This window comes from Nocardia sp. NPDC004582 (assembly GCF_053602115.1).
Genome location: NZ_JBSGCY010000122.1, coordinates 1 through 19,714, shown reverse-complemented (window position 1 = coordinate 19,714; position 19,714 = coordinate 1). Strand labels below are relative to the sequence as shown.

At 71.1% G+C, this 19,714-nt stretch carries 10 protein-coding genes; 3 read left to right on the top strand and 7 right to left on the bottom strand.

Annotated features, from left to right (window positions below; translation table 11 throughout):
• From ACWELJ_RS26635 to ACWELJ_RS26620, 4 genes are all read right to left on the bottom strand, one after another.
• On the bottom strand, positions 1 to 287 hold a 287-nt coding region (locus ACWELJ_RS26635), incomplete at its 3' end, for a hypothetical protein (RefSeq protein WP_452368870.1).
• A gap of 72 nt (positions 288 to 359) precedes the next feature.
• Positions 360 to 13,991 carry an amino acid adenylation domain-containing protein gene (locus ACWELJ_RS26630; protein WP_452368869.1) on the bottom strand — a complete coding sequence of 4,544 codons (13,632 nt, stop codon included), beginning with the start codon at positions 13,989 to 13,991 and terminating at the stop codon, positions 360 to 362.
• Between the two features lie 7 nt (positions 13,992 to 13,998).
• Entirely contained in the window at positions 13,999 to 14,709 is a 711-nt protein-coding gene (locus ACWELJ_RS26625) for a DUF6875 domain-containing protein (RefSeq protein WP_452368868.1), read from the bottom strand.
• A gap of 192 nt (positions 14,710 to 14,901) precedes the next feature.
• Positions 14,902 to 16,293, bottom strand: a complete 1,392-nt coding sequence (locus ACWELJ_RS26620) for a glycine--tRNA ligase (RefSeq protein WP_452368867.1) — start codon at positions 16,291 to 16,293, stop codon at positions 14,902 to 14,904.
• A gap of 182 nt (positions 16,294 to 16,475) precedes the next feature.
• Here ACWELJ_RS26620 and ACWELJ_RS26615 point away from each other — a divergent pair, with 182 nt between their 5' ends.
• From ACWELJ_RS26615 to ACWELJ_RS26605, 3 genes are all read left to right on the top strand, one after another.
• A complete protein-coding gene (locus tag ACWELJ_RS26615) occupies positions 16,476 to 16,871 on the top strand; it encodes an ArsR/SmtB family transcription factor (protein WP_213560109.1) in 396 nt (131 codons plus the stop codon).
• Between the two features lie 3 nt (positions 16,872 to 16,874).
• Positions 16,875 to 17,288 carry a Fur family transcriptional regulator gene (locus ACWELJ_RS26610; RefSeq protein ID WP_452368866.1) on the top strand — a complete coding sequence of 138 codons (414 nt, stop codon included), beginning with the start codon at positions 16,875 to 16,877 and terminating at the stop codon, positions 17,286 to 17,288.
• 106 nt (positions 17,289 to 17,394) lie between these two features.
• Positions 17,395 to 18,024: a TetR/AcrR family transcriptional regulator gene (locus ACWELJ_RS26605; protein ID WP_452368865.1), complete on the top strand. Its 630-nt coding sequence runs from the start codon at positions 17,395 to 17,397 to the stop codon at positions 18,022 to 18,024.
• A 45-nt stretch (positions 18,025 to 18,069) separates the two neighbouring features.
• Here ACWELJ_RS26605 and ACWELJ_RS26600 read toward each other — a convergent pair whose 3' ends face one another.
• The 3 genes from ACWELJ_RS26600 to ACWELJ_RS26590 form a co-directional block, all read right to left on the bottom strand.
• Positions 18,070 to 18,477 (bottom strand): hypothetical protein, encoded by a 408-nt coding sequence (locus ACWELJ_RS26600; RefSeq protein WP_452368864.1) that lies wholly within the window; start codon positions 18,475 to 18,477, stop codon positions 18,070 to 18,072.
• Positions 18,474 to 19,268 (bottom strand): isoprenyl transferase, encoded by a 795-nt coding sequence (locus ACWELJ_RS26595; RefSeq protein WP_452368863.1) that lies wholly within the window; start codon positions 19,266 to 19,268, stop codon positions 18,474 to 18,476. Before ACWELJ_RS26595 ends, ACWELJ_RS26600 begins: the two co-directional genes overlap by 4 nt.
• 185 nt (positions 19,269 to 19,453) lie before the next feature.
• On the bottom strand, positions 19,454 to 19,714 hold a 261-nt coding region (locus ACWELJ_RS26590), incomplete at its 5' end, for a DNA repair protein RecO C-terminal domain-containing protein (RefSeq protein WP_452368862.1).

Sequence of the window (19,714 nt, the reverse complement as noted above, 5' to 3'; positions counted from 1 at the left end):
GCCGCGGGGGTGCGCAGCCGCGGCGGGAGCAGCGCCGTGCCGACGGCCGCGCCCACCCCCCACAGCGCGACGCCGAGCCGGGTCATCTCCTTGTCGTGTTCCCCGGCCCGCGCGACCATGGTCTCGACCACCCGCACGGGCGCGTAATCCGCGGCCAGCCGCCCGATTCCGTCGAGCATGGAGCCGCCGCGCGCCGCGGCGAGCAGCTCGCCCGCGCCGAGCGCGCCCACCCCGACCGCGGCCGCGTGCAGCAGGCCCCTCTTGTCCGCCGACCCCTTCACCGACACTTCTCCGAACCTTCCGTAGCCGACCGGGTTTCCGCGCCCATTGTTCCCCAGTCGGCCCGGTCGCGGCCAGGATCAGCGGCTCAGGTACGCCGCGACCAGGGGGCCGATCTGCGCCCACGCCTCGGGGGTGGTGAGCCGGTTGTGCCCGAACTCCACGGGGCGGTGGTCGATCCGGCCCGCGATGTAGGGCCGCCAGGTGCGGACATTCGGGGTGGGGTCCGGGTTGCCGGCGGCGGCGATGAACAGCAGGTCGCCGTCGAAGACCTCGTGCTCGTGGGCGGCGATCTGTCGCAGCACGTGACACAGGTCCCCGTAGACGTGCTCCAGTTCGGTTGCGGTGAAACTGATTCCGGTCGATTCCAGCAGTTCGGACGCCTGGGCGGTGGTCAGGTGGTCGAGTTCGGGCGGGATGTCGATGCCGCCGAACTCGGCCAGCAGCAGCGACAGCGGCGGAATGGCGGTGTCGTCCGATACGGCGACGTCGGCGCGGGAGTCGAGCATGATCAGCGCCGGCACCTCCGCGCCGCGGCGGCGCAGTTCGACGGCCGTGGCGTGCGCCAGCGGACCGCCCGCCGAGTAGCCCAGCAGCTGGTAGGGGCCCTCGGGCTGAACCCGGCGGATCTCCTCGGCATAACGCACGGCCAGGTCGCGCACGGTGCGGTCGGCCGTCCCGCCGTCGGTGACGCCCGGGGACTGGATGCCGTAGATGGGGTGCGTCCCGTCGATGTAGCGGACCAATCCGCCGTAGCACCAGGCCAATCCGATGGCCGGGTGCACGCAGAACAGGGCGGGACCGTCCCCTTGCGGGCGCATGGGCAGCAGGACCCGCATCGACTCCTCCACGTCCGGTTGCGCGGCGGCTTCGCCGAGTCGTCGCGCCAGCGCGGCGGGTGTGGGATCGAGGAACATCCACTGCAGCCGCATCGGAATGCCGGTCGCCTCACGCACCTGGGTGACGACGCGGACCGCGCCCATCGAGTTGCCGCCGATATCGAAGAAGTTGTCGTCCACGCCGACTCGCGGCGACTCCAGCACGGCTTCGAAGGCGGCGACCAGGACGCGTTCCTCGTCGGTCCGCGCGGCGCGATAGCCGCGCTGGGCCGGAGCCTGCGCCACCGGGCGCGGCTCGTCGTGGGGGCTCACCGTCAGCGCCGGCAGTCCGGCCCCGGCCACCTCGATGCCGCCGACCGCCGCCAGCGGATCCGCGGTCATCGCGTCCAGGAGCGCGAGAAACCCGTCCGCCATGGCGGTGGCGGTGGCGCGGTCGAACAGGTCGGTGGCGAAGGTGAGGGAGGCGGTGATGCCCGCGGGCTCCCCCGCGTCGCCGAACTGTTCGGCCAGCATCCATTCGAGATCGAACTTGGAACCGGGCGCGGGCGCGTCCAGCGGGCGGACCGCCAAGCCCGGCAGCGCGGTTCGCTCGGTCCGAACGTTCTGGAAGGCCAGCAGCACCTGGAACAGCGGGTGATGGGCGGTGGAGCGGACCGGGGCCAGCGCCTCCACCAGTCGCTCGAACGGCAGGTCCAGATTGCCGTAGACAGCCAGGTCGGCGCGGCGGACCGCATCGAGGGTGGCGGCGAATCCGGCGGCCGGATCGACCTGCGAGCGCAACACCACGGTATTGACGAACATGCCTACCAGGTCGTCGAATTCGCCGTCGCCGCGACCCGCGACCACCGAGCCCAGGGCGATATCCGGGTGACCCGACAGCCGGGCCAGCAGCACCGCGAGCGCGGCGTGCACCACCATGAACGGGGTCGCTCCGTGGGCGCGGGACAGCTGCTGAACGCGGTCCTGAACGGTTGCGGGGATGGTGAATTCGACGCGATCACCGGAACCGGACGGCAGCGCCGGGCGGGGGCGGTCGGTGGGCAGGGCGTGGACCTCGGGCAGACCGGCCAGGGTGGCGCGCCAGAACTCCAGCTGCCGGCTCGCGAGGCTGCCGGGATCGCGCTCCACGCCCAGCAATTCGTGCTGCCACAGGGCGTAGTCGGCGTACTGCAGCGGCAGCGGCGTCCAGGCGGGCGCGACCCCCGCGGTGCGAGCGGCGAACGCGTACACGACATCTCGTGCCAAGGGCGCCATCGACCAGCCGTCGGCCGCGATGTGGTGCACGGCCAGCGCCAGAACGGTGCGTTCGGGCGAGATGTGCAGTACGCAGACCCGCAGCGGAGTTTCGCGGGTGATGTCGAAGCCCCGCGACAGCTGGGCGATCAGCGCGGCGTGGATACCGTCGGCCGCGACCCCCAGTTCGGTGATCGGCGTGGAACCCGGTGTCGGCGGCAGAATCCGCTGATCCGGCAGCCCGTCGGGCCCGGCGGGGTAGATCGTCCGCAGCGTCTCGTGCCGGGCCACGACATCGTCGATCGCGGCGCGCAGCGCCGAGACGTCGAGGGCACCGTCGATGTCGAAGGCGCCGGGAATGTTGTAGAGCGGTGAGCCCGGGTCGTAGCGGTTGAGGAACCACATGCGCTGCTGTGCCGCCGAGAGCGGAATCCGCGCCGGGCGCGGGCGCGGTCCCGGACGCGGGCGGTCGGACGCGCCGCCCGCCGCCACCAGTGCGGCCAGCTCGGCCACGGTCGGGGCGTCGAAGAGCGCCCGCACCGCCACGACGGTGTCCAGGGCGGCGCCCACCCGGGCCACGACCCGGGTGGCGATCAGCGAATTGCCGCCGAGCGCGAAGAAATCGTCATCGCGCCACACCCGGTCGATGCCGAGCACCTCGGCGAAGGCCGCCGCCACCGCGGTCTCGACGGGCCCTTCGGGGGGCCGTTCGGCGCGGGCCGCCCGCTGCGGGGCCGGCAGCGCGTCCAGATCCAGTTTGCCATTGGCGGTGCGCGGCAGGTCCGGCAACACCAGGACCGCGGAGGGCACCATGTAGGACGGGAGCCGGTGCGCTACAGCCTTCTTCAGCGCGTCCGGTACCGGCTCGGCACCGGGTGCGGCGACCACGTAGGCGGCCAGCAGACCGCCGCGACCGTCGTCGCGCACGACCGCGACCGCCCGCGCGACCGACGGTTCGGCGGTCAGCGCCGCCTCGACATCGCCGAGTTCGATGCGCAGGCCGCGCAGTTTGACCTGGGTGTCGGTGCGGCCCAGGTATTCCAGGTTCCCGGCGCGGCGGCGCACCAGGTCGCCGGTGCGGTACATGCGCTCCCCCGGCACGCCAAGCGGGTCGGCGACGAAGCGGGCGGCGGTCAGGTCGTGGCGGCCGAAATAGCCGCGGGCCAGGCAGATTCCGGACAGATACAGTTCGCCGACCACGCCGTCGGGGACCGGGCGCAGTCGCTCGTCGAGGACCAGGGCGCGCGCGCCGGGCGCGGGGACGCCGATGGTGATCGGCTCGCCGGGGCGCACCGCTCCGCCGACGGCCCACACGGTGGCCTCGGTCGGGCCGTAGTCGTTGAAGTGGCGGCGGCCCCGGGCGGCCCACGCCGTCACCAGCTCGGGCGGGCAGGGCTCGCCGCCGGTGACGATCAGGCGCAGATCGTCCAGGCCCGTGGGGTCCACGGTGGCCAGGGCCGACGGGGTGAGGGCGATGTGCGAGACGCGTTCGTGGGACAGCAGTTCCCCGAGTTCGAGTCCGGCGAAGACGGCCGGCGGCGCCACGACCAGGGTGGCGGCCGCGCCGACAGCCATGAGCAGCTCCACCACCGAGGCGTCGAAACTGGGTGAGGCGACGTGCAGGACGCGCGAATCCCGGGTGATCTCGTCCCGCTCACGCTGTGCGGCAGCCAGATTCGCCAGGCCCGCATGGGACACCACCACGCCCTTGGGCGCGCCGGTCGAACCCGAGGTGAAGATGACGTACGCGGGAGTGGCCGTGTTCCTGGGGATTTCGGCGAGTTCGGGCGGGTGGTCGCCGGTGTCGGGCTCGTCGAGGCACCACCAGTGCACGGATTCGGGGAGCCGGTGGCGCTGGTCGGTGACCGTGAGACCGAGCCGCACGCCGGACACCTCGATGATGCGGGCGATGCGGTCGGGCGGGTAGGCCGGGTCCACGGGCACGAAGGCCGCGCCGGTGCGCGCGACGGCCCAGACCGCCACCACCGATTCGATCGAGCGCGGAATACCCACGGCCACCAGGGTTTCCGGGCGGGCGCCCGCGGCCGCGAGCCGTCGGGCCACCCGCTCGGCGCGGGCATCGAGTTCGCGGTAGGTCATGCTGCGGTCGCCGCAGATCACGGCGAGGCCGTCCGGGTTGGCGGCGACGGCGTCGGCCATGATGTCGGCCAGGGTGCGCGGGGGTGTCACCGGGGCGGGGCCGGCGCCGAGCCGGTGCCGCTCGGCCGGGGTGAGCAGGTCCAGATCGCCGATCGGGCGCGGGGATTCGGTCGTGACCTCGCCCAAAAGGTGAACCAGCCGGTCGGTGAAATCGGTCATGGTGGCGGCGTCGAACAGGTCCGTCGCGTAGCAGCAGCGCACGTCCAAGCCGTCGGCGTCGCCGATCACGGTGAGGCTCAGGTCGAATCGGCTGTTGGTCTGCGGCAATTCGAGCGGAGCCACGGTCAGGTCGGGCAGTCGCAGTTCCGGCATGGGCAGGTTCTGGAACACCAGCATGACCTGGACCAGGGGGTGGCGGGCCTCCGAGCGGGCCGGGGACAGGACCTCGACCAGCCGCTCGAACGGCACGTCCGCGTGCTCGAAAGCCGCCAGATCGGTGTCGCGCACCCGGTCCAGCAGGGCCCCGAAACCCTCCGCGGGCCGGATGTCGGTGCGCAGGACCAGTGTGTTCACGAACATGCCGACCAGGTCGTCGAGTTCGCGCACGCCGCGGCCCGCGACCGGGGTGCCGACCACGACATCGCCGGTCCCGCCGAGCCGGGCCAGCAGGACGGCCAGGGCCGCGTGCACCACCATGAACGGCGTCGCCCGATGCTCGCGGGCGTACCGCTCGATCGCGTCGGTCAAGGTGCGGTCCACGCGCGCGGCGCATTCGGCCGCTCGGTGCGAGGCGCGGGCCGGGCGGGGACGGTCGGTCGGCAACTCCAGATGATCCGGCACCCCGGCCAGCGTGTCCGCCCAGTAGGCGACCTGCCGGGCGGCCGGCGATCGGGGATCGTCCTCATCACCCAGCCGATCCCGTTGCCACAGGGTGTAATCCGCGTACTGCACCGGCAGCGGCTCCCAGGCCGGGACCTCCCCGGACGCGCGAGTCGCGTAGGCCGCGGCCACATCGCGGGTCAGCGGGGCCATGGAGAATCCGTCGGTCGCGATGTGGTGCGCGACGAGGACGACGACGTGGTCGTTCAGCTCACCGGCGGTCGCGTCGATCCGGAAGACGCGCACGCGCAGCGGGACGGCGGCCGTGACATCGAAGCCTTCGCCGATGGTTTCCGCGACCATCGCGGGCAGGGCGCCGACGGTCACCGGAATCGGCTCGAGCTCGAGCGGGACCTCGTCCGCGTCGAGGACCCGCTGCATGCCGACGCCGTCGATATCGGGGTAGACGGTGCGCAGGGTTTCGTGGCGATTCAGGACGTCACGGAGCGCGGCGCGCAGGGCGGCGTGGTCCAGGCGGCCCGTCAGGCGCAGGGCCACGGGCACGTTGTAGGCCGGGGACGCCGGGTCGAAGCGGTTCACGAACCACATGCGCTGCTGCGCCGGGGAGAGCGGAATCACGGAGGGGCGCTCGGCCCGGGTCGGAGCCGTTGTGGCGGCGCCGGATTCGCCAGCGGTCAGGCGGTCGGCCAGTTCGGCGACCACCGGGGCCTCGAACAGCAGACGAACGGGCACCGTGCGGTCGAGGTGTGCGGCCAGGCGGGCGGCGACGCGGGTCGCGATGAGGGAATCGCCGCCGAGGGCGAAGAAGTCGTCGCGCGCGCCGACGCGATCCAGGCCCAGCACCTCGGCGTAGGTTTCGGCGACGGTGATCGCCAGGCCGGTGGGCTCGACGTAGTCCGCCTGTGCCAGTGCGGGTTCCGGGAGGGCGCGCAGGTCCAGCTTGCCAGTCTGGGTGCGCGGCAGCTCCGGCAGGATCCGCAGACTCGCGGGGATCAGATAGCGCGGCAGCCGATCCGAGACCCAGGCCAGCAGCTCGGACACCGGGATCGGAGCGTCGACGGTGACATACGAGCACAGCGCCATCGCACCGGCCGGGTTCCGGCGGGCCACCGTCGCCGCGGCGTCGACGCGCGGATGGGTGAGCAGGACGGCGTCGACCTCTTCGGGCTCCACACGGATACCGCGAATCTTGACCTGGTAGTCGGTGCGGCCCAGATACTCGAAACCCGCTGCGGTGCAGCGCATCAGGTCGCCGGTGCGGTACATGCGCCGACCGGCGTCGAAGGGATCGGCGACGAAACGGCTCGCGGACAGTGGCGCACGGTTCGCGTAGCCGCGCGCCAGACCCGGACCGCTCACGTACAGTTCGCCGATCGCGCCGAGGGGTACCGGTCGCAGCCAGCTGTCGAGGACTCGCAGGGTCGTCCCGGGCACCGGCGCGCCGATCAGCGTCGTGGCGTCGGTCGTCATCGGATCGCCGAAGCCGGCGGCGATGGTGGTTTCGGCCGGGCCGTAGGAATTCACCAGGTCACGCCCGCCGCCGAAGCGGGTCACCAGCGCGGGCGGGCAGGCCTCACCGCCGAGGATGACATTGCGGACGCCCGTCAGGTCGGCCGGGTCGAGGGTGCCGAGCACGCTCGGCGTGCAGACCAGGTGCGTCGCGGCGCCCGCACGAATGGCTGCGGCCAGCTCGGCTCCGGCATTCGCCTCCGGCGGCGCGACGAGCAGGGTCGCTCCGGCGGCGAAGGCGGACATCCACACCAGCATCGCGGCGTCGAAAGCCGGGTTCAGGCAGTGCAGGACGCGCGCGTCACGGTCGATCCCGCCGCGCCGCACGGTCTCGGCCACCATGCCCGCAAGCCCGGCATGCGACACCACGACACCCTTCGGCGTGCCCGTGGACCCGGAGGTGAACACGACATAAGCCGCGTGCTCGGGCCGCAGGCGCGCGATGCGATCCGCGTCGGTGACCGCCTCGCCGGAAAGCGCCGCGATCTCGGCGGTGAACCGTTCGTCATCGAGCCGCAGCCACGAGACGTCATCAGGCAACTCGGCCGCCTGCGCAACGCCGCTAACCCCCAGTACCGCACCACATTCCGCGGCGACGGCACTGGTCCGGGCGGCGGGCTGGGTGATGTCCACCGGCACGAAAGCGGCACCGGACTTCGCGATCGCCCACACCGCGACCATCGACTGAACCGACCGCTGCAGCGCGACCAGCACGGTCCGCTCCGGCCCCGCCCCCGCGGCGATCAACCTGCGCGCCAACCGATTCGCGATGGCCTCCAACTCGCCGTAGGTGAGGTCCCGGACACTCTGGCCGAGCCGGGAATCCGCAGCCCGGCTCGCACCCGCCGCGCCGCAGTTCGCGGCGCCCGGCACGGTGGCCCCCACATTGGCATCGGCGGGTGCCGTGGCGACCTCTCCGGCGACGGGTCCGGTACCGACCTCTCCGGCGGCGGGTGGGACGGCGGCGCGGATCGCGAGGGTGTTCGGGGAAGCGCCGGAACCCAGCAGGTCCGGGAGGAGGCGGGGTGCGGCTGCGGGACCGCCGTGGCGGATCGCGATGTCGGCGGCCGGGCTCGTGCCGGTGAGTGTGGCGATTCGGCGGGTCGACCGGCCGGTCAGGGCGACGAGGAGGCGGGACAGGGATTCGGCGATCGAATCGGCTTGGTCGGCATCGAAATAGCGGGGTGAGCGGGTGAGTTCCAGTCGGAGGCCGTCGTGGGCGTAGGCGGCCAGTGAGAGGGGGTAGTGGGTGCCGTCCTGGGCGCGCAGGTTGGTGACGGCGAGGTCGGCGTGGCGGGTCGCGGCGGCCAGGGTGGCCGCGTCGACCGGGTAGGACTCGAAGACGGTGGCGGTGTCGAAGAGTTGACCGCGACCGGTGGCGGCGTGGATCTCGTCCAGACCCAGGTGCTGGTGTTCGGCCAGGGCGGCCTGGTCGTGCTGGACGCGGGTGAGCAGGTCGGCGATGGATTCGGCCGGGTTCAGGGTGATCCGGACCGGGACGGTGTTCACCAGCATGCCGACCATGCGGTCCGAGCCGGGTAGTTCCGGCGGGCGCCCGGACACCGTGGCGCCGAAGACGATATCGGTCGCGCCGGTCCGCTCGGCCAGCAGCAGCGCCCACGCGGCCTGGACCAGTGTGTTGACCGTGACCTGGCAGGCCGCGGCCGTGCGGCGCAGAGCGTCCGGCAGGCCCGCGGGGAGCGGGACCTCGTGGGCGACCGGCGCGGTCGCGGCGGCAGCGCGCGGGGCGGTGGGGGCGATCAGGGTGGGGCCGTCGAGACCCGCCAGGGCTTCCGTCCAGGCGATGCGAGCCCGTTCGACGGGGCGGGCGGCCAGCCATTCCAGGTGGGTGCGGAAGGGGACCGGCGGCGCGAAACCGGTGTCGTCACCGGAGGTTTCGTAGAGGCCGATGAGTTCCGCGAACAGCAGCGGCATGGACCAGCCGTCGAGGATCAGGTGGTGGTTGGTGATGACCAGCCGGAAACGGCGCTCGCCCGCCGCGACGCACAGGAAGCGGATCAGCGGCGGGCGGTCCACGGCGAAGGGGACGCCCAGTTCGGCCGCGGCCAGGGCATCGAGTTCCTCGGCGGTCGCGCCGATCGCCTCGCGATACTCGCACGGAGCCGCCACCTCGGCCGGAATCACCTGGACAGCACCGGCATCCGAGGTGAGGAACCCGGCGCGCAGCACATCGTGGCGGCGGACCAAGGCTTCGGCGGCAGCCCTGAGCCGATCCGGATCGAGGTCGGCGTCCACGTCGATGACCGCCTGCACCGAATAGCCGTCCGAGCGGCCTTCGGCCAACTGGGCCTGGAACAGCAGGCCGCGCTGCAACGGTGTCAGCGGCCAGGCGTCGGCCAGCCGGCCGAAAGTCCGCTCCCAGGTGTCGATCTCGGATTGCGCGACCTCGACCAGCGGCACATCGGCCGGGGTGAGGCCGCCCGCCTCGGGCCGCTCGAGCAGCGCGGCGATCTCACCCAGCGCCGAAAGCCATTCGCGCGACAGAGTTTCCACCTCTTCGGCGGCGATCGCCCCGGTGGCGTACTGCCACACGGCGCGGATCCGCGGCCCGGCCGCCGACTCCAGGGTGACGGCGTCCACCGACAGCACCGCCGCCAGCGGCATGGCCGGGTCGGCGTGCCCGCCCAGCCGGTCGCCGACCGCGATCGGCAGCCAATCGCCCTCGATCTCGATATCGGGAATCTGGCCCAGGTAGTTGAAGCCGAGCCGCGGCTCGGGGCAGGCGGCGAGCTCGGCGGCGGTCTCGGGGTTCAGGTAGCGCAGCAGTCCGTAGCCGAGGCCGCCGCGCGGCACCGCCCGCAGCTGCTCCTTGACGTTCTTCAGCACCGATTCCACCGCTCCGGGACCCGAATCGCCGGTCATGGCAACGGGTCCCAGCCGGACCGGCACCTGCGCGGTGAACCAGCCGACCGTCCGCGACAGGTCCGCTCCCGCGACGGCCGTCTCGTCGCGACCGTGCCGCTCGACCGTGACCACGGTGCTCGCCGGCTCGGCGTCGCCGCGCGCGGCCCGCCGGCGGGCGAGCGCCAGGGTCAAGGCGGCCAGCAGGGCGTCCTCGACGCCGCAGCGGTAGGTTCCCGCGAGCCGTGCGACCAGGATCGACGAAACGTCCTCCGGCACTGCGAGATCGATGCGGGCGGCGGTGCGGTGCGTGTCCACCGCCGGGTCCAGCGCACGCGTTCCGATCGGGGTAGCCGCGGTCAGGACGTCGCGCCAGTATCCGAGTTCCCGTCTCGGCCACGGCAGGTCCGCCACCGCGCCGTCCGTCTGATCCTGGCCGCGGGCATCGGCATTCGCGACGGCGGCCAGCGCATACGACCACGCGCGCATCGACGTCCCCGTCTCGCGCAGTTCCGGCCGGGCGCCGGAGACGACCTGCGCCCAGGCGGACATCAAATCGGGCAACAGGATTCGCCACGACACCGCGTCACAGGCCAGGTGGTGCACAGCCATCGCCAGCCGTCCCGAACGGCCCGCACCCGCGTCCAGCCAGGTCAGGGCGACCATCGACCCCGCTCTGGGATCCAGGCGGTCGACGGCCGCCGCCAAGGCGCGATCGATCGCGTCGGCGGTGATCACGACCTCGGCCTCCGGCTCGCCGTGCCCGTCGCCCGCGACGCCCCGCACCGCGGCACAGTCGATTCGGGTCAGCAGCGTCGCCGCCTCGACGGATTCCGGTGGGGCGACATCCAATCGCGGCCCGTCATCGGTGTCGACGACGCGGGCCCGCAGCATGTCGTGGCGGTCGAGCACCGCCTGCACCGCGCCGAGCACCATCGCGGGTTCGGCCCCCACCGGCACCTGAACCACCATCGACTGGGCGAAATGCCGCCAGCCGGGACGGCTCAGCAGCCAGGACGCGACCGGCGTCAACGGCAGCCGGCCGACGCCGCCGCCGGGGAGCTCGGCCAGCCGCTCGTGGCGATCCTCCAGCCGCGTGACCACCGCGGCCAGTCCCGCCGGGGTCCGATGCTCGAACACCTCACGGGCGGAGAACACCAGGCCCGCCGCGCGGGCGCGCGAGACCAGGGTGATGGCCATGATCGAGTCGCCGCCCAGGGCGAAGAACGAGGTGCCCGGGCCGACCTCGGGGACGCCGAGCACATCGGCGAACAGCGTGCACAGCGCGCGCTCGGTCTCGGAGGCGGCCGACCCGGCGTCGACCGGTTGCGCCACAACGGGTTCCGGGAGGGCGCGACGATCCACCTTGCCGTTGGCGGTGAGCGGCAGCGCGCCCAGCACGGTGACGGTCGCGGGCACCATGTACGGCGGCAGCCGATGGGTGGCGTGGTCCAGCAGCTCGGCCTCGGTGACCGCGTACCCGGCGTGCGGCACCACGTACGCGGCCAGCACGGTGCCGCCGCCCGGGCCCGGACGCGCCACGGTCACCGCGATCTCCACCCCGGCGTGCGCGTTCAGCGCGGCGTCGATCTCCCCCAGTTCGATCCGCATACCGCGCAACTTGACCTGGAAATCACCGCGTCCCACGTACTCGAGCACGCCGTGCTCGGTCCAGCGCACCAGATCTCCGGTGCGGTACATGCGAGCCCCGGCAGCACCGTCCGGCGCGGGCAGGAACCGTTCGGCGGTCAGACCGGGCCGGCCCACGTACCCGCGCGCCACCCCCGGACCGCTCACGTACAGCTCGCCCGCCACACCGATCGGCACCGGACGCAGCCAGCGATCCAGCACCAGCATCCCCGCGCCCGGAATGGGATCGCCGAGACCGGCTTCGACACCGGCGACCAGGCCGCCCGTGTAGGTGACCGCCACCGTGGCCTCGCTGGGTCCGTACGAGTTCAGCAGATCCCGCCCGGGCCCGAAGCGCGCCACGATATCCGGCGGCGTCGGCTCACCACCGGAGGACACCGCGCGCACGCCGTCGAGGGCGTCCGCCTCCAGCGTGGACAGCACCGCGGGCGTGGAACACACCTGCGTGACGCCGTAATCGCGGACCAGCCCGGCCAATTCGGCCCCGAGCACCGGATCCGGTTCGGCCACCACCAGCGTCGCGCCCGCGGCGAACGCCATCAGCCACTCCAGCACCGCCGCGTCGAAACTCGGGTTCAGGCACTGCAGGACACGGGAATCCGGATCGACGCCGTACGCGGAGACGATCGCCTCCGCCAGACCCGCCAGACCCGCGTGGGTGACCGTCACGCCCTTGGGCACGCCCGTGGACCCCGAGGTGAACACCACATACGCCGGATTCTCGATCCGCGGGCGCCCCCGCACCTCGGCACCGGTCAACGGTCGATCCGACAGTTCGGCGAGCACCGCCGACGGGTCACGCGGTGGCACGGCTCCCGCCCCGGACTCAGCGGCCCGGCCATCCGATCCGGCCGCAACCTCCGCGCGCCCGTCCCAGAGCAGGTCGTCGAGGGTGATCCACGGCGCCGAACCAGACAGCGCGGCAGACGTTTCCGCGAACGCCAGTCCCAGCACCGCGCCCGCATCGGCGGCGATCCGCGCCACCCGGTCGGCGGGCAGGGCGGTGCCGATCGGGACGAACGCGGCCCCGGTCTTGGCGACGGCCCACAGCGCGACCACGGCTTCGATGGACCGTGGAAGCGCTAGCAGCACTGTCGATTCCGGCCCCAGCGCGGGTTGCGGCTGTTTTCCCGCGCCGGCCCCGGCAGCGCTCGCCCGCAGAATCCGGCGCGCCAGCCGATTCGAGAGGGCGTCCAGCTCGCCGTAGGTCAGTCGCCGGTCGGCGGCCATGACCGCGATCGCGTCCGGACCCGCCCGGCGCAGACCGGCGGCCAGGATGTCCGGCAGCAGCCGCGGCTCGGGTGCGGTCCTCCCGTGCGCGCCCGCCAGCAGCGGCTTCTCGTCCGCCACCGTGTAATCCAGTTCGCCCACCGGCGTACCCGGCTCCGCCGACAGCAGCGAATCCAGCAGGGTCAGGAACCGCCGATGATGCCGGGCCAGCGAATCCTCGTCGTACAACCGCGGATTCGCCGCGAAGTCGACATGAATCGGCGTGCCCGCGCCGTGCTGGTAGAAGTTGACGAACAGATCCTCGATGGGCCCCGACGTCACCACGTGCAGGCTCGATTCGACGCCCTCGAAATCGATCCCGGCCGGGAACAACATGATGTTGATGACCGGACCGACCATACCCCGCCCGAACTCGGCGCGCCGCGGGTCACCCGGCGCGCCGTCCGAGTCGGCGCGCATGTCCTCGTGGCGGAAGCGTTGGTGGCGTAGGGCTCCCGACGCCGCGACCCGGACCGCGTCCAGCACCTCGCCGACCCGTCCGGTGCGCGGCACCGGCACGCGCAGCGGCACCACATTGGCGATCATGCCGCCCGAACGCCGCAGCACCGCGGTGGTGCGGCCGGAGACCGGCAGGCTCAGCACCACGTCCGGCGTCGCGGTCATGCGGGCGTAGTAGAGCGCCACCGCCGCCATGACCACGGTCGCGGAACTGGTGTCGAAGCGGCGGGCGGCGGCCTCCAGCCGGGCGGCGGTGCCGTCACCCAGCTGGGCGCGCGCCTCGCGCCCCAGCGCGCAGGCCGGGGCGGTGGCCGCCACCAGGCTGCAGCGGGCGGGCATGCCCGCGGTGGCCTCGCGCCAGTAGCGCTCGTCGGTGGCGTACCGGGACGACTCCCGGTACGCCATCTCCGCCTCGTGCACTTCCAGCAGCGAGGCCGCGGTGCCGGGAGGCGCCGATTGCCCGCGCACCGCGGCGTTGTACAGCTCGGCGACCCGATACAGCATGGTCACCGAACCGAATCCATCGATGAGAAGGTGGTGAGCTCTGGTGTACCACAGGTGATGGGACTCCCCGACCCGGATCACGGTGGATACCCCGGCGCTCGCGCCGAACAGTTCGATCGGCCGCGCCACGTCGGCGCGCATCCACTCCAGCGCCTCGGCGACCGGATCGGTGCGATCGGTGAGATCCAGGAACCCGATCTCGCGCTCCATCTCGGCGTCGACCACCTGATACGGCTGGTCCCCGGCCTCGACGAATCGCAGCACGCCCGAACCGAACTCGCGCGCCGCCCGCACCGCCACCCGGCGCAGCGTCGGCACCTCCAGCGGTCCGCGCATCTCGATGTACTGGGCCTCCGACAACGGCACGCCCGGATCCAGCTGCTGGGCGTAGAACATCCCCAGCTGCGCCGGGGATAGCGGGAAGGTGTGGCCCGAAACGCGCGTCATTGTGTACCTAACTGCTGGTCGAGCAGGATTCGTCCGCCGGCGCCGGCTCGTAGGCGGGCACCAGGGCGGCGTGGCGGGAGGTCAAGCGCCGCACCATGACCGAGCGCACGTGCGTGGGCAGCGTCGGCGCGAACTTGCGCACGTAGGCGTCCGCCCATTCGGGCTCGTCGAGCAGGAACGGGAAGTCGGTGGTCATCATGGTGCGCACCACCAGCATTGGCATCGGCGCGTCCAGGGGGCGGAACTCCTTGTTCCACAAGCCCGGTTGATCACAACCCGGATAGAATTGCCCGAGCATCGAGCCGCGCTCCACGAATTTGGTCTTGAATTCCTGGTGGATCTCGTCGATCAAGGAATAGTCGGTCAAATTCGGAAATACCGTGATCAATGCGCGCAGCACCGATGTGGAACTGCCGTTCCCCGTAGGCAGTTCCGGATACAGTTCCAGGGCGTCGCGAATGATCGCGCGCACCCACATCGGCCGCGGCCGCGCCGCCGGCACCTGGGCGAGCCACAGCAGATCGCGGCGCATCGCCGGCCGGACGTACGGGCAAACCGGCCCGTCACGGCCCAGTTCGTCACTGGGTTGGGTCAGTATGGAGTCTGCCCAGGACCGGAACGCCGCCACCGTCGGCCTGGCGGCCGGGCAGGTTGATCCGGTGTCTCCCAAAGAGACCCACTGCAGCCCCGAGCGGGGGCCTATAACACGCTCGCTCATGACTCACCTCGGCTGATCGAGCTTCGGCAGGAGAAGGCGCCGTTGCCCACATACTCAAATAGTGCCCCGGTCATGGGCCGTTAACACGAGTAGTGGGTTACCCAATTTCGCTATGACACTCCGAATTTCGGCAGCGAGGAAATAAAGAAAAGACCGGTCAGGTATTGACCGGTCTTTTCCGTGAGGCTGAGTTCAGGCGCCGATGAGGCGCGCGGCCAGGTAGCCCTCTACCTGATCCAGGGCCACCCGCTCCTGGGCCATCGAGTCGCGTTCACGCACCGTGACCGCGTGATCCTCGAGCGTGTCGAAGTCGACCGTGATGCAGAACGGGGTGCCGATCTCGTCCTGTCGACGGTAGCGGCGGCCGATGGCGCCGGCGTCGTCGAAGTCCACGTTCCAGTTCCGGCGCAGCTGCGCGGCCAGGTCCTTGGCCTTCGGCGACAGATCCGCGTTGCGCGACAACGGCAGTACGGCCGCCTTGACGGGCGCGAGCCGCGGATCCAGGCGCAGCGTGGTGCGATCCTCCACGCCGCCCTTGGCGGTCGGCACCTGCTCGACGTGGTAGGCGTCGACCAGGAACGCCATCAGCGAACGGGTCAGACCGGCCGCGGGCTCGATGACGAACGGGGTGTAGCGCTCACCGGTCTGCTGGTCGAAGTAGACCAGCTCCTTGCCCGAGTGCTCCGAATGCGTCTTGAGGTCGAAGTCGGTGCGGTTGGCCACACCCTCGAGCTCGCCCCACTCGCTGCCCGCGAATCGGAAGCGGTACTCGATGTCCACCGTGCGGGTGGAGTAGTGGGACAGCTTCTCCTTCGGGTGCTCGTACAGCCGCAGGTTCTCCGGGTCGATGCCGAGATCGGTGTACCAGGCCATGCGGTTGTCGATCCAGTACTGGTGCCACTGCTCGTCCTCGCCCGGCTTGACGAAGAACTCCATCTCCATCTGCTCGAACTCGCGGGTGCGGAAGATGAAGTTGCCCGGGGTGATCTCGTTGCGGAACGACTTGCCGATCTGCGCGATGCCGAACGGCGGCTTCTTGCGCGCGGTGGTCGCCACGTTGTCGTAGTTGACGAAGATGCCCTGCGCGGTCTCCGGACGCAGGTAGTGCATGCCCTCTTCGGATTCGACCGGGCCCAGGTAGGTCTTCAGCATCATGTTGAAGTCCTTGGGCTCGGTCCACTTGCCCACGGTGCCGCAATCGGGGCACACGACGAGCTCCATGGACACCGAGTCCGGGTCGTCGATCTTGTTCTTCTCGGCGTACGCCTCCTGCAGGTGGTCCTGCCGGTGCCGCTTATGGCAGTTGAGGCATTCCACCAGCGGGTCGTTGAACACCGCGACGTGGCCCGAGGCCACCCACACCGGACGCGGCAGGATGATCGACGAGTCCAGGCCGACCACGTCGTCACGGCTGGTCACCATGGACCGCCACCACTGCCGCTTGATGTTCTCCTTGAGCTCCACGCCCAGCGGACCGTAATCCCAGGCCGACCTCGTTCCGCCATAGATCTCACCGCTCGGGTACACCAGACCCCGACGCTTGGCGAGATTGGCGACGGTGTCCACCTTCGACTTGGGTGCCACTGAACAGTTCTCCATCCGTGTCCGGAAGATTGGTAAGGATTAGGTCCAGACTATCTGCACAGCGCCAGCCCTTTTACACCGATGCCCCACCCCGGAACCCTCGAGATCGTCAGAGTGTCACGTTTGACATGCGTGATTGCGCATATAAGAATGGCATCGGTTTCCAATAAGGAGTTGGTTCGATGACCACGGACAGCGGCGCGCCCCTGCGGCGCTCGCACGTCGCGACCGAGGCTCCGGCCGCGATTCCCCACGACGAGTATCCGTACCGGTCGCCGCAGCCGCCGGTGGTGCCCTCACGCACCATTCTCGACTCCGCCGGGGAACTGCTGCGCGCCCTCGCGGCGCCGGTGCGCATCGCCATCGTGCTGCAGCTGCGGGAGTCGCCGCGCTGCGTGCACGAGCTCGTCGATACCCTCGGAGTGACCCAGCCGCTGATCAGCCAGCACCTGCGGATCCTGAAATCCGCGGGGGTGGTGCGCGGTGAGCGCACCGGACGCGAGGTCATCTACGAGCTGGTCGACGAGCATCTCGCGCACATCGTCATCGACGCGGTCGCGCACGCCGAGGAAGGCTGACCAGTGGGAACAACCGAGAAGACCGTCGGGGTCCGCAGCACCCGCCAGCGCAGCGCCATCGCCGCCCTGCTGGCCGACATCGACGAATTCCGATCCGCGCAGGAACTACACGACGAACTCCGCAAACGCGGCGAGGGCATCGGCCTGACCACGGTCTACCGGACCCTGCAATCGCTGGCCGACGCCGGGATGGTCGACGTGCTGCGCACCGACACCGGCGAATCGGTGTACCGGCAGTGCTCCAGCGGCCACCACCATCACCTGGTCTGCCGCCGCTGCGGGCGCACCGTCGAGGTCGAGGGACCGACCGTGGAGGCATGGGCGGACACGATCGCCGCCGAGCACGGATTCACCGATATCAGCCACACCATGGAAATCTTCGGCACCTGCCGCGAATGCTGCTCCGCGAAGGGCTGACCAGCCGGAATCCCGCGTGGCACACACAAATTCGCAACGGATGGGACAGGGCTGACACCGCATTGTCAGCTTGTTGAGAACGGATATTCGTTTTAGTTTTGGGCGCATGCCCATAGTCAGCGATGCACACCTGGAACGCCGCAGACAACAGATTCTCGACGCCGCACAGACCTGCTTCGCCCGCAAAGGCCTGCACGCCACCACCATGCAGGACGTCTTCGCCGAATCCGGGCTCTCCGCCGGAGCGGTCTACCGCTACTTCAAATCCAAGAACGACATCATCGAGGCCCTCGCCACCGAAGCCACCGTCGACCTGCGCGCCACCCTCAGCGAAGCCGTCTACAGCGACCCGCTGCCCACTCCCCCCGCACTGATCCGGCTGATGAGCGAGGACATCGTCAAGCTCAGCGCCCCCGGCGGGCCCGTACGGGTCATCCCGCAGGCCTGGGCGCTGGCCCTCACCGACGCCAATATCGCCGACTACGTGCGCACCAACATCCTCGGCTTCCGCCGCCTGTGGTTCGACTACGCCAACCGCATGCGCGACGCGGGCTGGTTCCCCCCGGACGCCGACACCGACGCCATCGCCAAGATCTTCCTCGGGCTGCTGCCGGGCATCATCCTGCAGCACCTCATCCTCGGCGACGCCGATCCCGACACCTTCGCGCGCGGCATCACCGAGATCCTGCCCGGCTATCGCGACGCCGCCGGGGAACCCGAAACCGCCCGGGCCTGAACCGATTCCGGGCGGTGAGCCCTGAATCGATCCGGGTGAACCCCGTCAGGGCAGCAGGCCCTGGCGGGCGCGGCCCGCACCGGAGAGCGTCAACAGCAGCAGGGTGGCCAGCGGCTCGTCCTCCAGCCCGGCGGCCGGGAAGGTGTAGCGCAGGATCACATCCGCCAGCTTCTCGCGCGACACCACGGTCAGCGTGCCGAACTGGAGCGCGGCATTGCGCTCGGCGACCCGCTTGTGCAGCTGCGGCTTCACCGGGCGGTCCCAGGCCAGAATGCACATGAGCGCCAGCACATCCAGGCCCGGCGACAGATTCACCCCGCGCAGCGAGCACAGCGCGCCCTCGTACTCGAAGCCGAGGCCGCCCTCCTCCTCGCGGACCTCGATGCCGTAGCGCAGCAGCAGGGCGCGGGCGCGATCCTGCAATGCCTCCGCGGGAGTGAGCTGATCGGTCACTTCACACCTCCGAAACGGCGGTCGCGCTTGGCGTACTCCAGGCAGGCCGCCCAGAGATTACGGCGATCGAAATCGGGGAAAAGCGTTTCCTGGAACACGAATTCGGCGTACGCGGCCTGCCAGATCAGGAAGTTGGAACTGCGCAGCTCACCCGACGGGCGCAGGAACAGGTCCACGTCCGGCATATCGGGCTCGTCCAGGTACTGGGCGACGGTGGCCTCGGTGACCTTCTCCGGATCCAGCTCCCCCGCGGCCACCCGGCGCGCGATTTCCCGTGCGGCATCGGCGATCTCGGCGCGGCCGCCGTAGTTGACGCACATGGTCAGGGTCATCACCGTATTGTCCTTGGTGAGCTCCTGCGCGACCTCCAATTCCTTGATCACGCTGCGCCACAGGCGCGGTCGCCGCCCGGCCCACCGCACCCGCACACCCATCTCGTGCATCTCGTCGCGGCGGCGGCGGATCACATCGCGGTTGAAGCCCATCAGGAAGCGGACCTCGTCCGGGCTGCGCCGCCAGTTCTCGGTGGAGAACGCGTACGCCGACAGCCACTTCACGCCCATCTCGATACAGCCCTCGACAGTGTCCATGAGCACCGCCTCGCCGCGCTCGTGCCCCGCGGTGCGCGGCAGCCCGCGCTCCTGCGCCCACCGCCCGTTCCCGTCCATCACCAGCGCCACATGCCTGGGCACGAACTCCGCCGGAATCGCCGGCGGCTTCGCCCCCGACGGATGCGGCGACGGCGGCCGCACAACACGCTGCTCAGTCGATGACTTCCGGTTCCCGATCACGCCCCCATCCTGCCCGACGCCCCGCGACGCCGGACGCCGCCCACTGGATTGGCACCGGACCTCCACAGGTCCGCCACGGGACGGACGGTCCTCGGGCTCGTCGGCCCGGAGGCCGTCGGCTCGAATCGCGGCGATCCGCAAGGGCATCGCGGGCCCGCGCGCGGGACTTCCGAAACGCCCGGACCTCAGCCGATGGCGGCTTCGGTGCGCTCGACCGCCTCGTGGGGGCGGGTGCGTTCGATGAGCGGGAGGGTGCGGAGCTGGCGTTCCAGGTGCCATTGCAGGTGGGCGGCGATCAGCCCGCTGGCCTGGCGGCGCATGGCCTCGGGCACGGCGTCGACGCCGGACCAGTCACCACGATTGAGGGCGCTCATGTGGTCGAGGACGCCGAGCATCGGGGTGGCCGCGCCGGGCGGGCGGCAGTGCACGCAGACCGCGCCGCCGGC